The organism is Pseudosulfitobacter sp. DSM 107133, assembly GCF_022788695.1.
Classification (GTDB): Bacteria; Pseudomonadota; Alphaproteobacteria; order Rhodobacterales; family Rhodobacteraceae; genus Pseudosulfitobacter.
This window is the reverse complement of sequence record NZ_CP085154.1, coordinates 1329837-1349610: the sequence shown is the minus strand read 5'-3', so window position 1 is coordinate 1349610 and position 19774 is coordinate 1329837. Positions and strand designations below refer to the sequence as shown.

At 61.8% G+C, this 19774-nt stretch carries 20 protein-coding genes; 4 read left to right on the top strand and 16 right to left on the bottom strand.

What is annotated here, in order from left to right; genetic code table 11:
* Positions 1 to 15 precede the first annotated feature (15 nt).
* Positions 16 to 1323, top strand: a complete 1308-nt coding sequence (locus DSM107133_RS06690; protein WP_114294107.1) for an ATPase — start codon at positions 16 to 18, stop codon at positions 1321 to 1323.
* A 105-nt stretch (positions 1324 to 1428) separates the two neighbouring features.
* On the top strand, positions 1429 to 3870 hold the full coding sequence (locus DSM107133_RS06685) for a ligase-associated DNA damage response DEXH box helicase (RefSeq protein ID WP_114294108.1): 2442 nt from the start codon (positions 1429 to 1431) through the stop codon (positions 3868 to 3870).
* On the opposite strand, the gene DSM107133_RS06680 is transcribed toward DSM107133_RS06685, so the two are convergent.
* Positions 3867 to 4442: an IS630 family transposase gene (locus DSM107133_RS06680; RefSeq protein WP_162792061.1), complete on the bottom strand. Its 576-nt coding sequence runs from the start codon at positions 4440 to 4442 to the stop codon at positions 3867 to 3869. The genes DSM107133_RS06685 and DSM107133_RS06680 overlap by 4 nt on opposite strands.
* Positions 4439 to 4636, bottom strand: a complete 198-nt coding sequence (locus DSM107133_RS06675) for a hypothetical protein (protein ID WP_114294110.1) — start codon at positions 4634 to 4636, stop codon at positions 4439 to 4441. Before DSM107133_RS06675 ends, DSM107133_RS06680 begins: the two co-directional genes overlap by 4 nt.
* Here DSM107133_RS06675 and DSM107133_RS06670 point away from each other — a divergent pair.
* Entirely contained in the window at positions 4630 to 5001 is a 372-nt protein-coding gene (locus DSM107133_RS06670) for a hypothetical protein (RefSeq protein ID WP_243253589.1), read from the top strand. The genes DSM107133_RS06675 and DSM107133_RS06670 overlap by 7 nt on opposite strands.
* Positions 4998 to 5663 carry a ligase-associated DNA damage response endonuclease PdeM gene (pdeM, locus tag DSM107133_RS06665; RefSeq protein WP_114295038.1) on the top strand — a complete coding sequence of 222 codons (666 nt, stop codon included), beginning with the start codon at positions 4998 to 5000 and terminating at the stop codon, positions 5661 to 5663. Before DSM107133_RS06670 ends, pdeM begins: the two co-directional genes overlap by 4 nt.
* On the opposite strand, the gene DSM107133_RS06660 is transcribed toward pdeM, so the two are convergent.
* From DSM107133_RS06660 to DSM107133_RS06595, 14 genes are all read right to left on the bottom strand, one after another.
* Positions 5658 to 6455, bottom strand: coding sequence for a LytTR family DNA-binding domain-containing protein (locus DSM107133_RS06660; RefSeq protein ID WP_243253588.1), 798 nt, complete (start codon positions 6453 to 6455; stop codon positions 5658 to 5660). The two genes, pdeM and DSM107133_RS06660, sit on opposite strands and share 6 nt — an antisense overlap.
* A 140-nt stretch (positions 6456 to 6595) precedes the next feature.
* Complete coding sequence (folD, locus tag DSM107133_RS06655) at positions 6596 to 7489, bottom strand: bifunctional methylenetetrahydrofolate dehydrogenase/methenyltetrahydrofolate cyclohydrolase FolD (RefSeq protein WP_114294958.1); 894 nt, start codon at positions 7487 to 7489, stop codon at positions 6596 to 6598.
* A gap of 96 nt (positions 7490 to 7585) precedes the next feature.
* The gene (locus DSM107133_RS06650; RefSeq protein ID WP_114294957.1) at positions 7586 to 9262 is read right to left on the bottom strand and encodes a formate--tetrahydrofolate ligase; all 1677 of its coding nucleotides are present in this window, start codon (positions 9260 to 9262) and stop codon (positions 7586 to 7588) included.
* A gap of 167 nt (positions 9263 to 9429) precedes the next feature.
* Positions 9430 to 10041: an MOSC domain-containing protein gene (locus DSM107133_RS06645; RefSeq protein ID WP_114294956.1), complete on the bottom strand. Its 612-nt coding sequence runs from the start codon at positions 10039 to 10041 to the stop codon at positions 9430 to 9432.
* A gap of 203 nt (positions 10042 to 10244) precedes the next feature.
* Entirely contained in the window at positions 10245 to 12164 is a 1920-nt protein-coding gene (ftsH, locus tag DSM107133_RS06640) for an ATP-dependent zinc metalloprotease FtsH (RefSeq protein ID WP_114294955.1), read from the bottom strand.
* A 98-nt stretch (positions 12165 to 12262) separates the two neighbouring features.
* Positions 12263 to 13516, bottom strand: a complete 1254-nt coding sequence (gene tilS, locus DSM107133_RS06635; RefSeq protein WP_114294954.1) for a tRNA lysidine(34) synthetase TilS — start codon at positions 13514 to 13516, stop codon at positions 12263 to 12265.
* A gap of 2 nt (positions 13517 to 13518) precedes the next feature.
* Entirely contained in the window at positions 13519 to 14346 is an 828-nt protein-coding gene (gene ybgF / locus DSM107133_RS06630; protein ID WP_114294953.1) for a tol-pal system protein YbgF, read from the bottom strand.
* A 4-nt stretch (positions 14347 to 14350) separates the two neighbouring features.
* Entirely contained in the window at positions 14351 to 14869 is a 519-nt protein-coding gene (pal, locus tag DSM107133_RS06625) for a peptidoglycan-associated lipoprotein Pal (RefSeq protein ID WP_114294952.1), read from the bottom strand.
* An 82-nt stretch (positions 14870 to 14951) separates the two neighbouring features.
* Entirely contained in the window at positions 14952 to 16274 is a 1323-nt protein-coding gene (tolB, locus tag DSM107133_RS06620; protein WP_114294951.1) for a Tol-Pal system beta propeller repeat protein TolB, read from the bottom strand.
* Positions 16271 to 17425, bottom strand: coding sequence for an energy transducer TonB (locus tag DSM107133_RS06615; RefSeq protein ID WP_114294950.1), 1155 nt, complete (start codon positions 17423 to 17425; stop codon positions 16271 to 16273). The genes tolB and DSM107133_RS06615 overlap by 4 nt, the downstream gene beginning before the upstream one ends.
* Before the next feature lie 6 nt (positions 17426 to 17431).
* Positions 17432 to 17911: a protein TolR gene (gene tolR / locus DSM107133_RS06610; RefSeq protein ID WP_114294949.1), complete on the bottom strand. Its 480-nt coding sequence runs from the start codon at positions 17909 to 17911 to the stop codon at positions 17432 to 17434.
* 3 nt (positions 17912 to 17914) lie between these two features.
* Positions 17915 to 18610, bottom strand: coding sequence for a protein TolQ (tolQ, locus tag DSM107133_RS06605; RefSeq protein ID WP_114294948.1), 696 nt, complete (start codon positions 18608 to 18610; stop codon positions 17915 to 17917).
* A 99-nt stretch (positions 18611 to 18709) separates the two neighbouring features.
* On the bottom strand, positions 18710 to 19099 hold the full coding sequence (locus DSM107133_RS06600) for a YbgC/FadM family acyl-CoA thioesterase (RefSeq protein WP_114294947.1): 390 nt from the start codon (positions 19097 to 19099) through the stop codon (positions 18710 to 18712).
* The gene (locus DSM107133_RS06595) at positions 19089 to 19718 is read right to left on the bottom strand and encodes a hypothetical protein (protein ID WP_114294946.1); all 630 of its coding nucleotides are present in this window, start codon (positions 19716 to 19718) and stop codon (positions 19089 to 19091) included. The genes DSM107133_RS06600 and DSM107133_RS06595 overlap by 11 nt, the downstream gene beginning before the upstream one ends.
* Positions 19719 to 19774: the final 56 nt, after the last annotated feature.

The following is a 19774-nucleotide window of genomic DNA, read 5'->3' as shown; positions in this document are numbered from 1 at the left end:
CACAGGCAAGAACCCATGACCATGCAGCAGACATCCGTGATGGCCCCGCCCGCGCCCAAGCGGCTGGAAGAGATGAAATTGCCCATCGTCATGATGCGCGACATTCTTTTGAAAACCATGTTCCGCAAGAATCTGGATATGGTCACCGATCTGGCCCCCGCACTGTGCCTGCCGGTGCCGGTCACCCAGGAACTGATCGACATGGGCCGCGACCAGCGCCTGATCGAGGCCACCGGCACGCTGAACGCCAACAACGGCAGCGAAATGGGCTATCAGCTGACCGACAACGGCAAGGCGCGCGCGCTGGATGCCTTGCAGCAATCGGAATATTTCGGCGCCATGCCGGTGCCTCTGGATGTCTACCGCGAACAGGTCGCACGCCAGTCAATCCGCAACATCATGATCAGCCGCGAACAGCTGACCAATGCGATGGGCCATCTGGTGCTGCCCGACAGCCTGCTTGACCACCTCGGCCCCGCCGTCAGCGCGGGCCGCTCGATCCTGATGTACGGCCCCCCCGGCAACGGCAAATCGTCGATTTCGAATGGCATCCGCGATGCTTTGGGCGACCGTGTCTATGTGCCGCGCGCCATTGAATATGCCGGGCAGGTCATCACCGTTTACGACCCCATCGTACATGTCATCGCCGAAGAGCAGGCGGACGATCCGAATTCACTGCGCCGTGTCACCCGCTATGACCGGCGCTATGTCTGCTGCGAACGCCCGACGGTCATCACCGGCGGCGAATTGTCCCTCGATATGCTTGATCTGGTTTACAACCCGGTGGCACGCACCTACCAGGCCCCGCTGCAACTGAAATCCACCGGTGGCATTTTCATCGTCGACGACCTTGGCCGCCAGGCAGAACCACCGCAAAACCTTGTAAACCGCTGGATCGTCCCGCTGGAAGAAAGCAAGGATATCCTGGCGCTGCAATCGGGCGAAAAATTCGAGGTTCCCTTCGACACGCTGGTGATCTTCTCGACCAACTTCCACCCGAACGAAATCTTCGACCAGGCCGCCCTGCGCCGCATTTTCTTCAAGATCAAGATCGACGGTCCCAATCAGGCCAATTTCCTGAAAATCTTTGCCATGGTGGCCCGCAAGAAAAAGATGGCCCTCGACGAACCCTCGCTCGTCCACCTGCTCAAGGTGAAATACCCCACCATCGACAACATCTATGCCAACTATCAACCGGTGTTCCTGATCGACCAGATGATTGCCATCTGCAACTTCGAGGGCATCCCCTACAAGATGTCCCCCGAACTGATCGACCGCGCATGGGCCAACATGTTCGTCAAAGACGAAGTCATCGTAAAATAATCCTTCATCTTGCCGGACAAACTCCGGGGGAGCGCCGCAAGGCGCGGGGGCAGCGCCCCCAACTCCTCGCTGGCCCCTGCGCCAGCGCGCGCTAAAGTGTCCACCATGACCACACTGCCCCCCCTCTTCGCTGACTGGTTCGCCGCCAAGGGCTGGCACATCCACCCGCACCAACAAGAGATGCTGGAGCGCGCCGATGCGCCTGCGCTGTTGCTGATCGCACCCACGGGCGGCGGCAAGACGCTGGCGGGTTTCCTGCCCACATTGGTTGATCTGGCCCGCCAGCCGCATGACGGCCTGCACACGCTCTACGTCTCGCCGCTCAAGGCGCTGGCCGCAGACATCAAGCGCAACCTGACCACGCCCGTCACCGAAATGTCCCTGTCCGTCCGCATCGAGGATCGCACCGGCGACACCCCTGCCAGCCGCAAACGCCGCCAGCGCGCCGACCCGCCGCATATCCTGCTGACCACGCCTGAATCGCTGGCCCTGCTCACCAGCTACCCCGACGCGCCGCACATCTTCAAAGGACTCAAGCGGGTGATCGTTGACGAAATCCACGCACTCGCCGAAAGCAAGCGTGGCGACCAGCTGATGCTGGCGCTGGGGCGTTTGCAAACGCTTTGCCCCGAACTGCGTCGCGTGGGCCTGTCCGCCACCGTCGAAAACCCCGCCGCCATCGCCCACGGGCTGGCCTGCCACCCCGACCCCTGCGAGATCCTGATGGCCGACCCCGGCCCTGCCCCCGACATCGCCATGCTGACCACCGACGCCGCCCCCCCTTGGTCCGGTGGCGGCGCCAGATACGCAATACCGGCGGTACTCGAGCAGGTCCGGCAGCACAAGACGACGCTGATCTTTCACAACACCCGCGCGCAGGCCGAGATTTTCTTTCACAACCTCTGGCTGGCCAATGACGACGCCCTGCCCATCGCCATCCACCACGGTTCGCTCGACCGCGCCCAGCGGCAAAAGGTCGAGGCGGCCATGGTCACGGGCCAATTGCGTGCCATCGTCTGCACCGGCACGCTGGATCTGGGGATCGACTGGGGCGACGTGGACCTGATTATCCAGATCGGCGCGCCCAAGAACGTCAAACGTCTGGTCCAGCGGATCGGGCGCGCCAACCACCGCTACAATGCGCCGTCCAAGGCGCGGCTTGTCCCCGCCAACCGCTTTGAAGTGGTCGAATGTGTGGCCGCCATCGACGCGGCCCTCGCGGGCGAACTGGACGGCGACCCGCGTGGCCCCGGCCCGCGCGACGTGCTGTGCCAACATATCCTGATCACAGCTGCCGCAGGCCCCTTCGACGCCGACGCACTGTACAGCGAAGTCACCTCCGTCGGCGCTTACAGCAGCCTCACCCGCGCCGATTTCGACGCCTGCCTCGATTTCATCGCCACCGGCGGTTATGCCTTGCGCCGCTATGATCAATGGCAGCGGCTGAAACAGGCCCCCGACGGCACATGGGCCTTGCGCGATCCGCGCGGCGACAGGCGCATCCGCATGAACATCGGCACCATTCAGGACACCGACACGCTCAAGGTCCGCATGAAAAACGCCCGTGGCGGCAAGCCCCTGGGCGAGATCGAAGAAGGCTTTGCCGCCAGCCTGACCCCCGGCGATACCTTCCTGATCGGCGGGCAGATCGTACGCTATGACTCCTTGCGTGAAATGACCGTCCAAGTCACGCGCGACGCCGCCAAAAAGCCGAAAATCGCCACCTTCATGGGCACCAAATTCGCCACCTCCACCCAGCTCAGCCAGCGCATCCTGCACCTGTTCCAGCAAGAGACCTGGCCTGACCTGCCCCGCCACACCGCCGACTGGCTGGCCCTTCAACGCCGTGTCAGTCGCTTGCCGGAACCGGGCCGCCTGCTGATCGAATGCTTTCCCCACGACGGGCGCACCCACCACGCCGTCTACGGCTTTGCCGGGCGCAACGCGATGCAGACGCTGGGCCTCTTGCTGACCAAACGCATGGAGGAGTTGGGCCTTGATCCTCTGGGCTTCCTTGCCACCGACTATGCGACACTGATCTGGGGGCTGGAACCCATCACCGACCCCGCGCCCCTGTTCGACATCGCCGCCCTGCGCGACGGTCTTGACCGCTGGCTGGCTGGCAATGCCGTGATGAAACGCACCTTTCGCGCCTCGGCCACCATCGCCGGATTGATCGACCGCAACACGCCCACCGCCCGCAAATCGGGCCGTCAGGCCACGTTTTCCTCGGACATTCTCTATGACACGCTGGCCAAATACGACCCCGGCCACCTGATGCTGCACATCACCCGCGAAGAAGCCATGCGCGGCCTCGTCGATTTTGGCCGCATCGAAGACATGGCCGCCCGCATCGGACCGCGTGTTGATCTGGTCACCCTCAACCGCGTCCCCCCTCTCGCCGCGCCCCTCTTGCTGGAAATGGGCCGCGTCCCGGTCAAAGGCATGGCCGAGGAACGCCTTCTGGCCGAAGAAGCCGCCCGCCTGATGGCCACAGCCGGCCTGACACCCTGGCCTTCTTTTGGCCCTAAAGCATTTCTAATTTAACCTGAGGCATATCCGGCAGCCTGAAAGTAGTTTGTACACTCCTGCGGGGAGTACATTGCGCAGATTTCGCCAAGGGCTTCGAACACCGAGGTGAATGATCGCGCACTGATGCGTCTGAGGTGAGCCTTCAATTTGGAGAAAGCCAACTCAATCGGGTTCAGGTCTGGCGAATATGGCGGCAGATAGAGGAACCAGCATCCATGAGCCTTGAGCGCCGCAGCGGCTTCTTTGTTGTGATGCGTCGCGAGGTTGTCGAGAACCACGGCTGTGCCTGGCGCGATCTCAGGGATCAGGACCTTTTGCACATAGGCCGCGAAGGCAGGACCATCCATCGCGCCTTTGATCACCCAAGGTGCGATCAGAGACTCTTGTGTTAGCCCCGCAATCAGGGTTTGGGTTCCCCAACTGCCGAAGGGCGCATCCATCGTCAGGCGTTCGCCACGCGGGGCCCAGCCGCGCAGCCGGGCGAGGTTCGTTTTGACCGCTGTTTCATCAAGAAAGACAACGCGTTCCGGCATCCGCGCAATGGCTGGCAAACGGTGTGTGAACCAGTCCTCACGTCGTCGCCTCACCTTGGCACGGTGACGTTCGGTAGCGACCAGTGACTTTTTTTGTGCGTGAACCCGAGACGCTTTAGCAGATGCCCGATAGCAGAGTGCTGGACCTGCAGTCCGGTTGCATCAGCAAGCGCATCACGCAGCTCAAACAGTGTGATATCAGGGTCTTGAGCAATCAACTCTTCGAAAAAACCAACATGGGGTGCCAATTTTCCTGACCCTTTTGGACGACCCTGTACGGCAGGATCAGCCCGGCCCGTCGTTTGGATCTGATGCCGCCACCGGGCGCCCGTTGCTGGCGACAGCTTCAAGCGTGCTGCCGCCGCTCGCCCGCTTAACCCTTCCTCAATATATCTCTGAAACCGCGCACGTAGCGCTGATGGCAAAGGTGCTGACATTGTTCATCCTCCCAAACAGGATGAATCACAATCAGGCCAGTTTGGGAATCCCCAGCGATTCAGGTTTTGTTAGAAACGCTTTAAATATCCCGGGGGAGGCGCACAAGCGCCGGGGGCAGCGCCCCCGAAATTCCGGCTTTCCCCATAGCGCCGCACCAGCTATGAACAAATCATGAACGGATGCGACATATCCCTGAACGGCGCCAGACTCACCGCCCTGGGCTCCGGCGCGCTGTGGTGGGGCGACCACAGCCTGCTGTGCGTGTCCGACCTGCACCTTTGCAAATCCGAACGCCTGGCGCGGCGCGGTGGCCCCAGCCTGCCCCCTTACGAGGTCCGCGACACGCTGACCCGCCTTGCGGCCGACCTGGACCACACGCAGGCGCGCACTGTTGTCTGCCTTGGCGACAGCTTTGATGACCTGCAAGCCGCGCAGGCCTTGCCCGAAGAAGACCGGCTCTGGATCACGCGCCTGCAAGCAGGGCGCCGCTGGATCTGGATCGAAGGCAACCATGACCCCGGCCCGATCACCCTTGGCGGCAGCCATCTGGCCGCGTTCACCGCGCCGCCGCTGACCTTTCGTCATATCGCAACAACCGCAACAACAGGCGAAATCTCGGGGCACTATCACCCAAAGGTCACCCTGCCGACCCGCGGGCGCAGGATCTCGCGGCCTGCTTTCCTGCTGGACAGTGACAGGCTTATCCTGCCGGCCTATGGCACCTACACCGGCGGACTGCACAGCCATGACGGCATTCTGGCCCGCCTGATGCGGCCCGATGCGACCGCAATTCTGACAGGTCCGGTGCCCGTGCGCATTCCGATGCCGCGTCTATAGCAGCCCCGCGGCCTCGATATCCGGTTGGTACTTGCGGCTGACCGGCACAACATCACCATTGTGCAGGATCAACGCGGGCCGCCCGTTGCGGACCTCTGATCCACTGACAGCCGCCCGTGCAACCCAATGCGAGCGGTGCGTGCAATAACCTTCGACCGCGTCCATTTCCTCGACCGCATCGCTGAAGCGCATCCGAAGATCATATTGCTGATCTAACGTCACCACCTGCACAACATGGCCATCTGCCGACAGCCGCAACACTTCGTGGCTGGCATTGTCAGGCAAACGGCGCATCAAACGGGCGCTTGCCACTTCTTCGACTTCGGCCTCATCCATCAAGCGGGGCAAATAGATCCGCAAGATGCTGACCAGTACACAGACCGCGAGAACCTTGGCGCCCAGGTGCCAAAAGGCGAAACGACCCAATACCGTGACGTCCAGCAACAGATCGGTCCACAGATACAGCAGCGGCGTAAACAGGGCCGTGATTCCCAACAAGACCAGTCCCTCGCGCAGGGCACGCGGTGTATGCCCAAACCATCGGGCAACCAACGCACGCACGCCGCGCGCCAAGAAGATCGACACACAGACCACCCCGGCCCAATAGGTCAGCCGGACACCAAACACGCCTTCGGAATAGGTCCCGAACGGGCCGGCAACTGCGGTTACAACAATGATTGCCAATACAAGAGCGACGCCGACACCGACCGAAGCAGGCGAAGAGCGCGCGGTCTGTCTTTGGAACAGGGAGAAATTAAACGCCACAGGGAAACGATCCGGGAACAAATTCACTGATTCACTTATTAGGGGAAATTTGACTGCAAATATATGAAGATACAACAACAACCCGACCAAAAAGGTTGTTCAACTTAACTTGATGCACTGTCGCCAATGAACAGGGGGCCGGTAATATCCCGCCCCCTGCGCCGAATTCAGGCGGTCAACCCCTCGGGGGCAGGCAATCCATTCGCCCGGCAACAGGCCGTGACGGTATTGGCCAGCAGACAGGCAATCGTCATCGGGCCAACGCCGCCAGGCACCGGGGTAATCGCCCCAGCCACAGCCGCACAGCTGTCATAGTCCACATCGCCCACCAGACGGGTGCCGCCCTCGGGCTTGTCGATACGGTTGATGCCCACGTCGATCACGGTGGCACCGGGTTTGATCCAGTCACCGGGCACCATTTGCGGGCGGCCGACAGCAGCCACAACGATATCGGCACGGTGCACCACCTCTGCCAGATCCTTGGTGCGCGAATGCGCAATCGTCACCGTGCAGCTGTCACCCAGCAACAGCTGTGCCATTGGCTTGCCAACAATGTTGCTGCGCCCGATCACAACCGCATTCATGCCCGACAGCGAGCCATGGTGGTCGCGCAGCATCATCAGGCAGCCCAGGGGGGTGCAGGGCACCATGCTGTCCTGACCGGTGCCCAACAGGCCAACGTTCGAAATATGAAACCCGTCAACGTCCTTGGCCGGATCGATACTGTTGATCACCAGATCTTCGTCCAGATGATCAGGAAGCGGCAATTGCACAAGGATTCCATGAATTTCCGGGTCATTGTTCAACTTCTGGATCAACGCAAGAAGATCCGCCTGCGTGGTCTGTGCATCCAGCTTGTGCTCGACGCTTTTCATGCCAACTTCAACGGTCATCTTGCCCTTTGAGCGCACATAGACCTGGCTGGCGGGGTCTTCCCCGACCAGCACCACGGCCAGACCCGGCGTGATCGCGTGATCTGCCTTTAGGGCCGCCACATGGGTGGCCACCTGCCCCCGCACTCTGGCCGCAAAAGCCTTGCCATCAATCACAGTTGCCGCCATTCAAAAGTCCTCTTCTCTGGTTCCATGGTCTCCTGCGTGTGACAGAAGCCGTCGTAAGGTTGGGCCAGAGCAGCAGGCGTCTGGCCCGGTCTATCTTCAGAACAGCCCTTCAATCTGGCCATCCTCGTTCAACATGATCGTTTCCGCCGACGGGTTGCGCGGCAGACCCGGCATCGTCATGATCTCGCCGCACACCGCCACGACAAACCCCGCTCCCGCGCTCAGGCGCACTTCGCGCACCGGAACCGAATGGCCAACAGGCGCGCCGCGCAGGTTCGGGTCGGTCGAAAACGAATATTGCGTCTTTGCCATGCACACCGGAAGGTGACCATAGCCTTGTTCCTCCCAGTCTTTCAGCTGGGTGCGAATCTTCTTGTCCATCAGCGCTCCGTCGGCCCGATAGATGCGTTTGCAGATGGTCTGTATCTTGTCCGCCAACGACATTTCATCGGGATAGATCGGCGCAAAGTTCGCCATTTCGGCGTCGGCAATCGCAGCCACGCGGGTGGCCAGCGCTTCGGCCCCTTCTCCGCCCAGTTCCCAATGCCGCGACAGGATCGCCTGCGCGCCCTGACCTGCGACAAAATCCTTGATCGCCTGCACTTCTGCCTCTGTGTCCGTGACAAAATGGTTGATCGCCACAACCACCGGAACGCCAAAGGATTTCAGATTCTCGATGTGACGCCCCAGGTTGGGACAGCCCTTTTTCACAGCGGCCACATCCTCGGTGCCCAGATCGGTTTTGGCGACACCGCCGTTCATCTTCATCGCGCGCACCGTGGCCACACAGACCACCACCGACGGCGACAATCCCGCTTTGCGGCACTTGATGTTCATGAACTTCTCGGCCCCCAGATCGGCGCCAAAGCCCGCCTCGGTCACCACATAGTCCGCCAGTTTCAGCGCGGTCTTGGTGGCGATCACCGAATTGCACCCGTGGGCGATGTTGGCAAAGGGGCCGCCATGCACAAAGGCCGGATTGTTTTCGAGGGTCTGCACCAGGTTCGGCTGCATCGCATCCTTCAGCAGCACGGTCATCGCGCCATCTGCCTTCAGATCACGGGCAAAAACCGGCGAGCGGTCGCGCCGATAGGCCACGATCATATTGCCCAGACGTCTTTGCAGGTCTTGCAGATCGTTTGACAGACACAGGATCGCCATCACTTCCGAAGCAACAGTGATGTCATAGCCCGTCTCGCGCGGGAAACCGTTGGCGACACCGCCAAGGCTGGCGGTGATCTGGCGCAGGGCACGGTCGTTCATATCGACCACACGACGCCACACCACGCGGCGCACGTCGATGTCCAGCTCGTTGCCCCAATAGATGTGATTGTCGATCATTGCCGCCAGCAGCGAATGCGCCGAGGTGATCGCATGGAAATCGCCGGTAAAGTGCAGGTTCATGTCTTCCATCGGCACGATCTGCGCATAGCCGCCACCCGCGGCCCCGCCCTTCATGCCAAAGTTCGGCCCCAACGAGGCCTCGCGGATGCACACACAGGCCTTTTTGCCGATCCGGTTCAGACCGTCACCCAGCCCGACAGTGGTGGTCGTCTTGCCTTCGCCCGCGGGCGTGGGGTTGATCGCGGTGACAAGGATCAGCTTGCCCGTCGGGCGATCCTGAACCGAGTTAATAAAGCTTTGGCTGACCTTTGCCTTGTCATGGCCATAGGGCAACAGATCATCAGAGGGGATTCCCAACTTGCCCCCGATCTCTTGAATCGGCAGCTTGCTGGCTTCCCGTGCAATCTGGATGTCGGTTTTATGGGCCATGATTCCTCCTCGCGCGTATGTTGTTGGCAGCAGACACTAACGTACTGCTATTTGCATACAGGTTCAGGCCCCCGGCAGCGAACACCGTTTCCGACATTTCCCGCCCCTGTACCGTCCCGAACAGGCGCATTTGTTTCTTTTCGGAACCGCCGTCCCGCTGAACGCCCCTAGGCGCGTGCTTCGGCCAGATGCGCCCAGACCATCTGGTCGGGGATATGCAACACCAGCGTATCACCGACTGAAAACGCGCCGGCCCGCTCGACCCAGGCCGTCACCCCGCGCAGGTTGCGGGCGGCGGGTTTGAACAATTTTCCCAGTCCCGGCATATCGGTTTCAATCTCGCGGCCCGGCAGGATGCAGGGGCGGTTTTGCATATCGACCACCAGCGTGGCCCCGCTGGGCCCCTGCAAGCGCGACGATGGCGGGATATGACTGAAATCAGGGATGCCTTCGACGACCATCGACGCACCAAGCAGCCCCGGGTCTATCGCGTCCACCCCCATCTTTTGCGCAATCAGCGCCAGTTCTTCGGCGGACAGGATCGACAGCTGACGCGCATTGCCGATCTCGGTGCCCCTGGGGTGCTGCGACGTAACGCGGCTGCACGACAGACGCGAAAAACCGCTGTGCACCTCGCCTTCGAACCCTTCCAGCGTGGCGGCGACGCTTTCCAGCGGCTCCGAGCGCAGGGCCCCCGGAACGCTGCTGTCTGCGGGGTTGGTATTGCGCCCCAACCATGTGATGCGGGCGGTGAACGACGTTGGTTTAAGCGCGGGCATAGGGGGCCTTTTTGACGTGGCAGTTGGCTGGTCTGGGCGCAGACTGGCCCACCAGGCGTGAAATGAAAAGGGGGATGACGTGGCCGCGCGCCATTGGTGTGACGGGCGGGTGCAGTCCATGGCAACGACAGTTTGTCAAAGCTTCCTGAAAACAAAAAAAGGCCCCGCTTTCGCGAGGCCTCCTGTATTCTCGGCAACCCGGTTCAGGTCGGTTCCGGTTCCATCCCGCCCTCGGACGAAGGCGGCTTTTTCTTCGCCTTGGCCTTGGGAATGGCGGTCAGGCTGGGTTTTTCTTCGCTGGCAGCCGTGCCATCGTCGTCGCCGTCCCCCGCTTGCGGAGGCTCGCCGTTCATCACGCGCTTGATCTCGTCACCGGTCAGCGTTTCGTATTCCAGCAGCCCTTGGGCCAGACGTTCGAATTCGACGTTCTTTTCCTTGATGATCTTGGCCGCCCAGTCATAGCCGTCCTGAATGAACGTGCGCACTTCCTGTTCAACCGTCTCCTTGGTGTTGGCCGAGACCGAGAAACCCGCAGTCGCGCCCTGATACCCCTGAGCCGCTTCGGAATAGTCGATGTTGCCAACCTTGTCCGACATGCCCCATTGCAGCACCATCGCACGGGCCAGCGCGCTGGCCTGCTGGATGTCGCCCGCAGGGCCGTTGGACACCGATTCCTCACCGTATTTGATGATCTCGGCAGCCTTTCCCGCCATGGTCATGGCCAGACGCTGTTTGCACTCGTCCTTGAACATGTTCAGACGGTCCATTTCCGGCAGGCTCATCACCATGCCCAAGGCACCGCCACGCGGAATGATCGTCGCCTTGTAGACCGGATCGCACTTGGGCAGGGTCATCCCCACCAGCGCGTGACCGGCTTCGTGATAGGCGGTCATTTCCTTTTGCTCGGGCGTCATCACCATGCTGCGCCGCTCGGGGCCCATCATGACCTTGTCCTTGGCAGATTCGAAGTCGATCATCGTCACGAAACGGCGTCCCACACGGGCCGCCATCAAGGCCGCTTCGTTCACAAGGTTCGCAAGGTCCGCACCCGAGAAACCGGGCGTGCCGCGCGCAATGATGCGCAGATCGACATCCGGCCCCAGCGGGGTCTTGCGTGCGTGCACGCTCAGGATCTTTTCGCGGCCCTTGATGTCGGGGTTGGGCACGGTCACCTGACGGTCGAAACGACCGGGGCGCAACAGCGCGGGGTCCAGAACATCACGACGGTTGGTCGCGGCCAGGATGATGACGCCCTCGTTCGCTTCAAAGCCGTCCATTTCCACCAGCAACTGGTTCAACGTCTGTTCACGCTCGTCATTGCCACCGCCATAACCGGCACCCCGGTGACGGCCCACGGCGTCAATCTCGTCGATGAACACGATGCAGGGCGCGTTTTTCTTGGCCTGCTCGAACATGTCGCGCACACGGGATGCACCCACACCCACGAACATTTCAACGAAATCGGAACCCGAAATGGTAAAGAACGGCACGCCCGCCTCGCCTGCGATTGCGCGCGCCAGCAGCGTCTTACCGGTGCCCGGAGGGCCAACGAGCAGCGCGCCCTTGGGGATCTTGCCGCCCAAACGCGAGAATTTCTGCGGGTTGCGCAGGAATTCCACGATCTCTTCCAACTCTTCCTTGGCCTCGTCGATGCCTGCCACGTCGTCAAAGGTCACGCGACCCGACTTTTCCGTCAGCATCTTGGCCTTGGACTTGCCAAAGCCCATCGCTCCGCCTTTGCCACCGCCCTGCATCCGGTTCATGAAATAGATCCAGACACCGATCAGCAGCAGGAAAGGCAGCAGGGTCATCAGAAACGACTGAATCCCCGATTGTTGTTGTTGCTCGGCCTTGACCGGCACGTTGTTCGAAATCAACAGGTTTGTAACCTCGGCATCCGCCGGCTTGATGGTCACATAGTCTTTATCGTCTTCACGAAAGCGCACCTGCTCTCCGTCCAGTGTCACGCTGGTGACTTTGCCGTTTTCAACCGACTGGACGAATTCTGAATAGCTGATTTCGCGGCTTTGCAATGTGCTGCCTGTGCCGCTGAACAGATTGAACAGCGCAACGATCAATACAAGCAGGACAACCCAGAACGCGATATTGCGTGCATTACCCAAGGACACTCTCCCAAAAATTCTCGGGACCGAATAGCAATACGCCACGGTCACCCACCTAAGATAGACATGCTGTCCGTCAGTTCAATGCGATAACAGCATCATTGACGGGATAGAAGTGCGGCAAAAAAGGCATCTTGCCCCCCGTCGACCTCGACCGACCAGCCCCCCGCCGCGTCAAAGACGGGGGCAACAATCAATTCGGACCCTTCCCAAACCGCCGGCAGAGACAACAGCGCGCCCCGTGGCAGCCCCAGTTCACGCCAGTCGGGCTGCGCGTTCAGCGCTGCTTCTCCCATCGGTCCCACATGCAGGCGGGGGTCGTCTTCGGGGCCGCAGACACGCCAGCGGTTGTCCCACAGATCGCCAATTTCGCAGCAGGTGTCACGCACCGCATTCAGTTCGCGAAAAACCCAGATGGCATCTCGCGAGACGGCCACCTGACAGCCGTCCAGCGTGACGGTGCGTTGCTCTTGTATCGCGGATTTCAGGGCTGCAATCGCACTGCGGCGCGGCGGATATTCGCCACCGTTCACCCACATGATAGCATGAACCAGCAGGCGGCGGGAAATTTCCGCAGGCAGCGTACGAAACTGCCGCAGATCCAGCCGCACCGTGCCCAGTTGCACCTGTGCAACCTCGCGGGCGGCCAGAAAGCTTTGCCAGTCCAGTGCCTCGCGCGCCTGCCGCATGTTCTGCGCGACATCCGCCAAAGTTCTGGCCGTCAGGCCAAGCGGCTCAAGCTGCGCCAGCGCCTGACGCATGGCAACGCGCGCAAAACGGGTGTCATCGTTGCTCGGGTCGTCGGCCCATTCAATACCCTGCGCGGTCAAATAGGTCCGTAATTCGGCGCGGGTGATACCCAGCAAGGGGCGCACATAAACAATACCGTCCCGCAGCCGTCGCGGGGCCATGGCCGACAATCCGTCAACCCCTGCCCCGCGCGCCAGTCGCATCATCAGCGTTTCGGCCTGATCGTCGGCAGTATGCCCCAGCAATACCGCGCCAATCCCGATCTCTTCGGCCCAGCAATGAATCAAGGCATAGCGCGCATCGCGGGCCACCCCTTGCAAGTTGCCAGCCCCGTCCCAACCGCGCCAGTTTTCGATCTGGTGCGGTAAATTGTGCAGCGTGCAAAAATCGGAAACCAAAGCCAGCTCATCGCGCGCACCCGACCGCAGGCCGTGATCCACGCTGATCACATACAGCGAAATTCCGTGCGCGCGCGCCACCTTGCAGCTCAGCGCCAGCAAGGCCATCGAGTCACCGCCGCCGGATACGGCGACGCCAAGTTTGTCGGGGGGGGTGGGCAGCAGCCGCGCCTCGATGGCTGCAATCAGCGCGGCGTCATCCATGTTCAGCCGCAGGCGAGCGCGCTCATTTCACTTTGCGCCCGCGCCGCTGCATCAGACCCGCCAAAGCGCACAGGCACTTCGCCCAGGGTCACGCAGGCTTCGCCGGACTTGCCCAGCTTGCCCAGTGACACGCCCAGCAGCAGCAATGCCTCGGGCGCGGTCTGGCCTGTTTGATCCGCCGAAAACGACGCCAGATAGGCGCGTGCCGCTTCGCGGGTATCGCCCAGTGCTTCCAGCGCCTTGCCACGGCCCAGATCGGCGGCTGCGGCTAGCGGTCCACCGGGATAGGTCTGATTAAAGGCCGCAAACTGGTCAGCGGCGCTGCGAAAGTCACTTGCTGCGAGCGCCTCCGACGCCCGCGTAAAGTCGGCTTGTTCCTGGGTCGCAAGTTGCGCTTCGTTTGTGTCCACAGGCGCAACAGGCCCCGGCAAGGGCGTGGCCCCCGTATCGCCGCCCAACGTTGGCGTATCGCCAAGCGCACCCAGATCGCCGCCTTCCAGCTCGACCAGCCGGAACTCAAGATCACCGATCCGGTTGGTGCCGTCTTCGACCACGCGGCCAATGCGGAATTCCAGCTGCTCGGTCTTGGCCGTGACACGCTGCAATTCGGATTCGATTGCGTTCAGCCGGTCAAGCGAACCGCCCTGCCCCACATTGACCGAAGCCGACCCCGTCGTCGAAAGCTCGCGCCGCAGCTTCTGGATTTCCACGTTGAGAATGGTCAATTCCTGCCGGATGTCAGCCAATGTGCTGCCATCCGCCGATTGCGCCATGCCCGTTGTTGGCCCCATCAGGGCCATAACCGTCACCAGAACTGCGAAACGCCGCATCACCTTACCCCGTCAATCCACCGGCCAGCACTGTCACAGCGCGGCGGTTCTTTGCATAGCATGCTTCGTTGCTGCACACTTCGATGGGCCGTTCCTTGCCATAGCTGATGGTGCGCAAACGGCCCGCAGGCACGCCCTGGCTGATCAGATAGGCCCGAGCGGCATCGGCACGCCGCGCGCCCAGTGCAAGGTTGTATTCGCGGGTGCCCTGTTCGTCGGCGTGGCCTTCGATGATGGCGGTGTAATCGCCATTCTGGCTCAGCCACGCGGCTTGTCCGTCAAGCGTCGCGCGCCCTTCGGCGGTCAGGGTCGACTGGTCGACCTGAAACAGCACGCGGTCGCCCACAGATTGTTGGAAATAGGCCACCGAAGTGGGGTCGCTTGCGCTGCCGGGCACCATGCCGCCCACAGTGCCATTGCCAATACCGTTGGCCCCACCATCCGCGCCAAAGCGGTCGGGGTTGGTACAGGCCGCCAATGCCAGCACGCCTGCCAGCATCACGATTTTTGTCGAGAATTTCATGCTTGTCGCCTCTTGAATTGAATGCGTTGTTGCGCGTTTTGGTCAGTGTAGCACGGCTGCCCGCAAAGGGGAATCGTGCGGCTTAATTCTGTAGCGGGCCCCAGCTTGGGTCCGATGCCCCTTCGGGTGTACGCACGGGACGCAGGTTGCGGCCCGTGATATCCACCGAATACAACGTCGCACGCCCTGATTCACCCTGCGTTTCGCGGGTGAACATGATGACGCGCCCGTTGGGGGCCCAGGTCGGACCTTCATCCAGGAACGATGCCGTCAGCAACCTCTCTTCGCTGCCGTCCACACGCATCACGCCAATGTGAAACCGGCCCTTGGACTGTTTGGTAAAGGCAATCAAATCGCCACGCGGGGACCAGACAGGGGTGCCATACCGCCCCTCGCCAAAGGAAATGCGCGTTGGTTCACCACCGCCGGCAGGCATCACATACAGCTGCGGCGCACCCGAGCGGTCGCTTTCGAACACGATCTGGCTGCCGTCGGGTGAATAGCTGGGCGCGGTTTCAATCGACGGCGCCGAGGTCAGGCGCGTGGTCTGGCCTGTATTGATGTCCAGCGTATAGATATCGGTATTGGCCCCCTGGCTCAGCGAATAGACAACCGTCTGCCCGTTGGGGTGAAAGCGCGGGGCAAAGCTCATGGTGCCGTCCTGGCTTTCCAGAACACGGCGCTGCACGCTGCCCACATCCAGCACGAAAATGCGCGGAAAGCCGGTTTCATAGCTGGTATACAGCACCCGGTCGCCCGATTTCGAGAAACGCGGCGCCAGCACGATGCTTTCGCTGCCGGTCAGATACTGCACATTGGCACCGTCATAATCCATCACCGCCAGACGTTTCTGCCGTTCGGCCTTGGTGCCGGTTTCCGAGACAAAAACCACGCGGCTGTCAAAGTAACCGCTTTCGCCGGTGATCCGGCTGTAAACCGCATCGGCCACCTTGTGCCCCATGCGCCGCCAACCCGCCGTGGTGCCCGCAAATTGCAATCCGTTGCCCAGTTCGGCCCCTGAAAACACATCATACAGACGGAATTTCACCGTCAGCTGATCGCCCGAAACCGAAACCGCGCCGGTGATCAGCGCCTGCGCGTTCACGGCCTTCCAGTCGGCATATTGGATCGCTGCGTTAAAATCGCTGATCCCGCTGATAAAGGCGCTGGCAGGCACTTCGCGAAACAAGCCCGTTCCGATCAGGTCGGCGGCCACCAGTTGCGACAACTGCTGCCCCATCGGTCCGCTTTCACTGTTTTCCGGCACAAAGGTCGGTACGGCAAAGGGCAAGGGTTCGATCACACCTTCGGTGATCTCGATACGCAGCGGGCCTTGCTGGGCCTGCGCTGTCGGGGCGGTCCAGGCCAGAACGGCCATCATGCAAACGAGAATTCGCCAGATCATTTGATGCGCATCCTTTCGGGATTGAACGTCATTTCTATTTCTTGCCACTGTCCGTATTTTTCGGACGGCAGGTTGTAACCTTTGGCGCCGCAGCGAATGATCGCACGGCGTGCCGCTTCAAACGCCTGATCCGCCGCCGCCCCGGACCCGCCAGAGCTGCCGGTCATCCGTATGGACGAGGTGACGGGCCGCGCATCGGGCGTCATCGAAACAGTCACCACCACTGTGGTGCGCAAAGCCTCGGACGACAAGGAACCAACGTTCCAACAGCTCGACACAGCCACCCGCAAGGCATCTTTTTCGCCCGCAGACAGCGGCGGGCCGGTCGGGGCCGTAGGCTCTGATGTGGCGCCGCCAAGCGCTTCGGCAAGGGCCGCGTTCACCGCATCCTTGGTGCTGCCGCTGGTCGCGGGCTTTGGCTCGGGCTTTGCGTCCGGTTTCTCTGCCGGTTTTTCCGCAGGCTTCTCTGCGGGCTTTGGATCGGCGGCAGCCGTGCGCACGGGTGGTGCCGGGCGCGCAGGCGGGCGCGGCGACGCATTGGGTGCGCTGCTGGGTTTTTCGGCCTCGGTCACAATCTCGGTCGCGGCCTCTTCGGGGGCGGTCGCTTCTTGCTGCTCCTGAACAACTTCGCCGGTCTCGGCCTGTTCCACCGCGTCCTGCTGCACAGGATCGGGCTTGGCCTCTGGCGGCGGCGGTGCGACCGGCTCGGGCGCGACACGCTCGACAGGGCGCGGCACCGGGCGCGGGCTGACCTCGGGCACCGCAACAACCACCTCGGCGGGCGGGCTGGGCTGCACGGGAGCAACGTCTTCGACCTCGGCGACCGGCGGCGCGGGTTGCGGCACTTCGGGCACGGTTTCGGGCTCGGGGGCCTCGGCGGTTTCGGGCACCGGCTGCGGGATAACTTCGGTTTCCGCAGGGGGCGGCGTGGCGACACTGTCTTCGACTTCGGGCGGCGCGGGCTGCGCCACTTCGGTGCCGCTTTGGGGCGACTTCTGGGCCGCAACAATGGCCTCATAGGCTTCGGTCGACACAACCGAAACATCCGTGGTCTGGAATGGCAAAGGTTCCGACTGGAAGGTGCCGCCAAACAGCAACCAGCCGATCAGGCCGATATGGCCCGCACCTGATATGACTTGCCCTGTGTTCACTGTGGCTTACCCGCCCGATGCGTCCGTGCCGTCCAGCGCAGGACCGCCGGTGTCCGTCACCAGTCCGATATTGGAAAACCCGCCCGCATTCAGCGCGCCCATGATCTGCATCACGTCACTGTAAGGCACCGCCCCGTCCGCGCGCAGAAACACCCGGTCGCCTTCACGCTCGGCCGCAATCGCGCGCAGCTTGGCCACCAGCTGGTCGCGCGGGGTTTCAGTGGTCTGGATCTGCACCGATCCCGTTGCGGTCAGCGTGACCGTCAACGGCTCTTCCTGATCCGCCGAAAGCGCACCTGCCGCCGTCTTGGGCAGTTCCACCGGAACGCCAACCGTCAACAAGGGGGCGGCCACCATGAAGATGATCAAAAGCACCAACATCACGTCCACAAAGGGCGTGACGTTGATCTCGGCCATCGGGCGCGCACGGCTGCGCTTGCGTCGCCGCCCGCCGCCCCTGTCGTTTTGCATCACACCTGCACCCATGGCTCAGCTGTCCAACTGGCGCGACAGGATGGTGGCAAACTCGTCCGAGAACGCTTCGTAGCCCGCAATGATGCGGTCACAATCCGCAGAAAGCTTGTTGTAGAAAATCACCGCAGGAATCGCGGCCAGCAGGCCCAGACCGGTGGCCAGCAAGGCCTCGGCGATGCCCGGCGCCACAACCGCAAGGCTGGTGTTCTGCTGTTCTGCAATCTCGATAAAGGCGGTCATGATACCGACAACCGTCCCGAACAGCCCGATAAACGGGGCCGTCGATCCGACCGTGGCCAGCACGGTCAGCCCCTTTTGCAGGTCTTCCGTCTCTTTGTTGATCGCCACATCCATGCTGCGGTCGATCCGCGCGGTGGCCCCTGCGATCAGCCCGCCATCGTCACGATGCGAGCGCCGCCATTCGGTCATGCCGGCCGCGAAAATATTCTCGGCACTGCCGCGCGGGTTCGGCCCGATCTCGTCGAACAGCTCGTCCAGCGGCTCGCCGGACCAGAACCGTTCGTCAAAACGTGCGGCCTGCCTGCGGGCAGCGCGATATAGGATCAGTTTTTGCACAATGATCGACCACGCCCAGAACGAGGCGACGATCAGAATGATCATAACGAATTTAACTGCGATTGTGGCGCGTGCGAAAAGGCTCCACAGCGAGAAATCTATCCCCTGCGCCAAAGCCAGCGTGTCTGCTTCCATCTGCCTGCTCTTTGTCTGCGGCTGTTATGTTCAGCCTTCCTTGAGCGGAAACTAGCGAAACTCCAAGCGGAAAGCTATCACAATGGCGGCAACAAGCCTTCAAACGCCGCTTAATGCGCGTATTTTCGCTGGAAGCCGGGTCGGACGGCCCTCGGTTGACATGCAGGCCGCCGTGACCTTGGCGCGAAAGATGGCCTTGTCGCCCAAACGCACCTCCTGATCGAACACCCAGCGCACCGCGCCCGCAGGGGCGTGAGTGGTGACAACGGTCAAACGGTCGCCCAGACGGGCCGATCCGATATAATCCGCCTCGACCCGGGTGACCGCAAAAACGATACCTTCGGCGCGCATCGCCCGCTGGTCCACGCCCAGTTCCTCGACAATTTCCGAGCGCGCACGTTCGATAAACCGCAGATAATTGGCGTAATAGACGATGCCCGCCATATCCGTGTCTTCGTAATAAACTGTAACAGGAAACTCATGCGCCATGGCCAACCTCCATCCGCGCCGCCATGCGCAGCGCATGTGACGCATCTTGCGCGGCCACCGGCATCACCGGATCATAGGCCGCGCGGATCACATCCGCGATTTCGGGGCGCAGCACTGTGGTCTGCCCCGCAACGGCCAGCGGCGACTGCGTGGCAAAGGCACGGTCCGACCACAGCAATATCGACTGCGCCACCTGACCCAGCACCAGCGTATCAGCAGGCAGGGCCGCCAGCGCCGCGTCCATGCGCAAGAAAACAAAACAGGCCTTGATCCCGCCGCGTTCGTCAAAGCGAAAGGCGCGGTACTGGTTCGCATCCGCCGCCTTCAGCCGCGCGACCAGCGGTTCCAGATCGGGCACCATACGCTCCAGCCCCGGAACCTGCGTCAGCTCGTCCCAATCGCGAAAGAAAAACCACATGAAATTGCTGCCCAGCTCGGGGTCCATATCCGTGGTTTCATGGCCCGCCAGCGCACAGACCGCCTCGATCGCGCCCTTGATCATGCCCAGCGTTTCATCCTGCACGCCGAACGCAATCGGCGCAATCGGCCGACCCCAGCGCGCAAAGGCATAGGTTCCGTCCGCACGGGTGAACAGTGCTTCGATCTGGTCAGCGGTCATGGTTTCTTTTGGCCCAAAATATCCTCGCCGAAGGCATAAAAGGTATCAACGCCAGC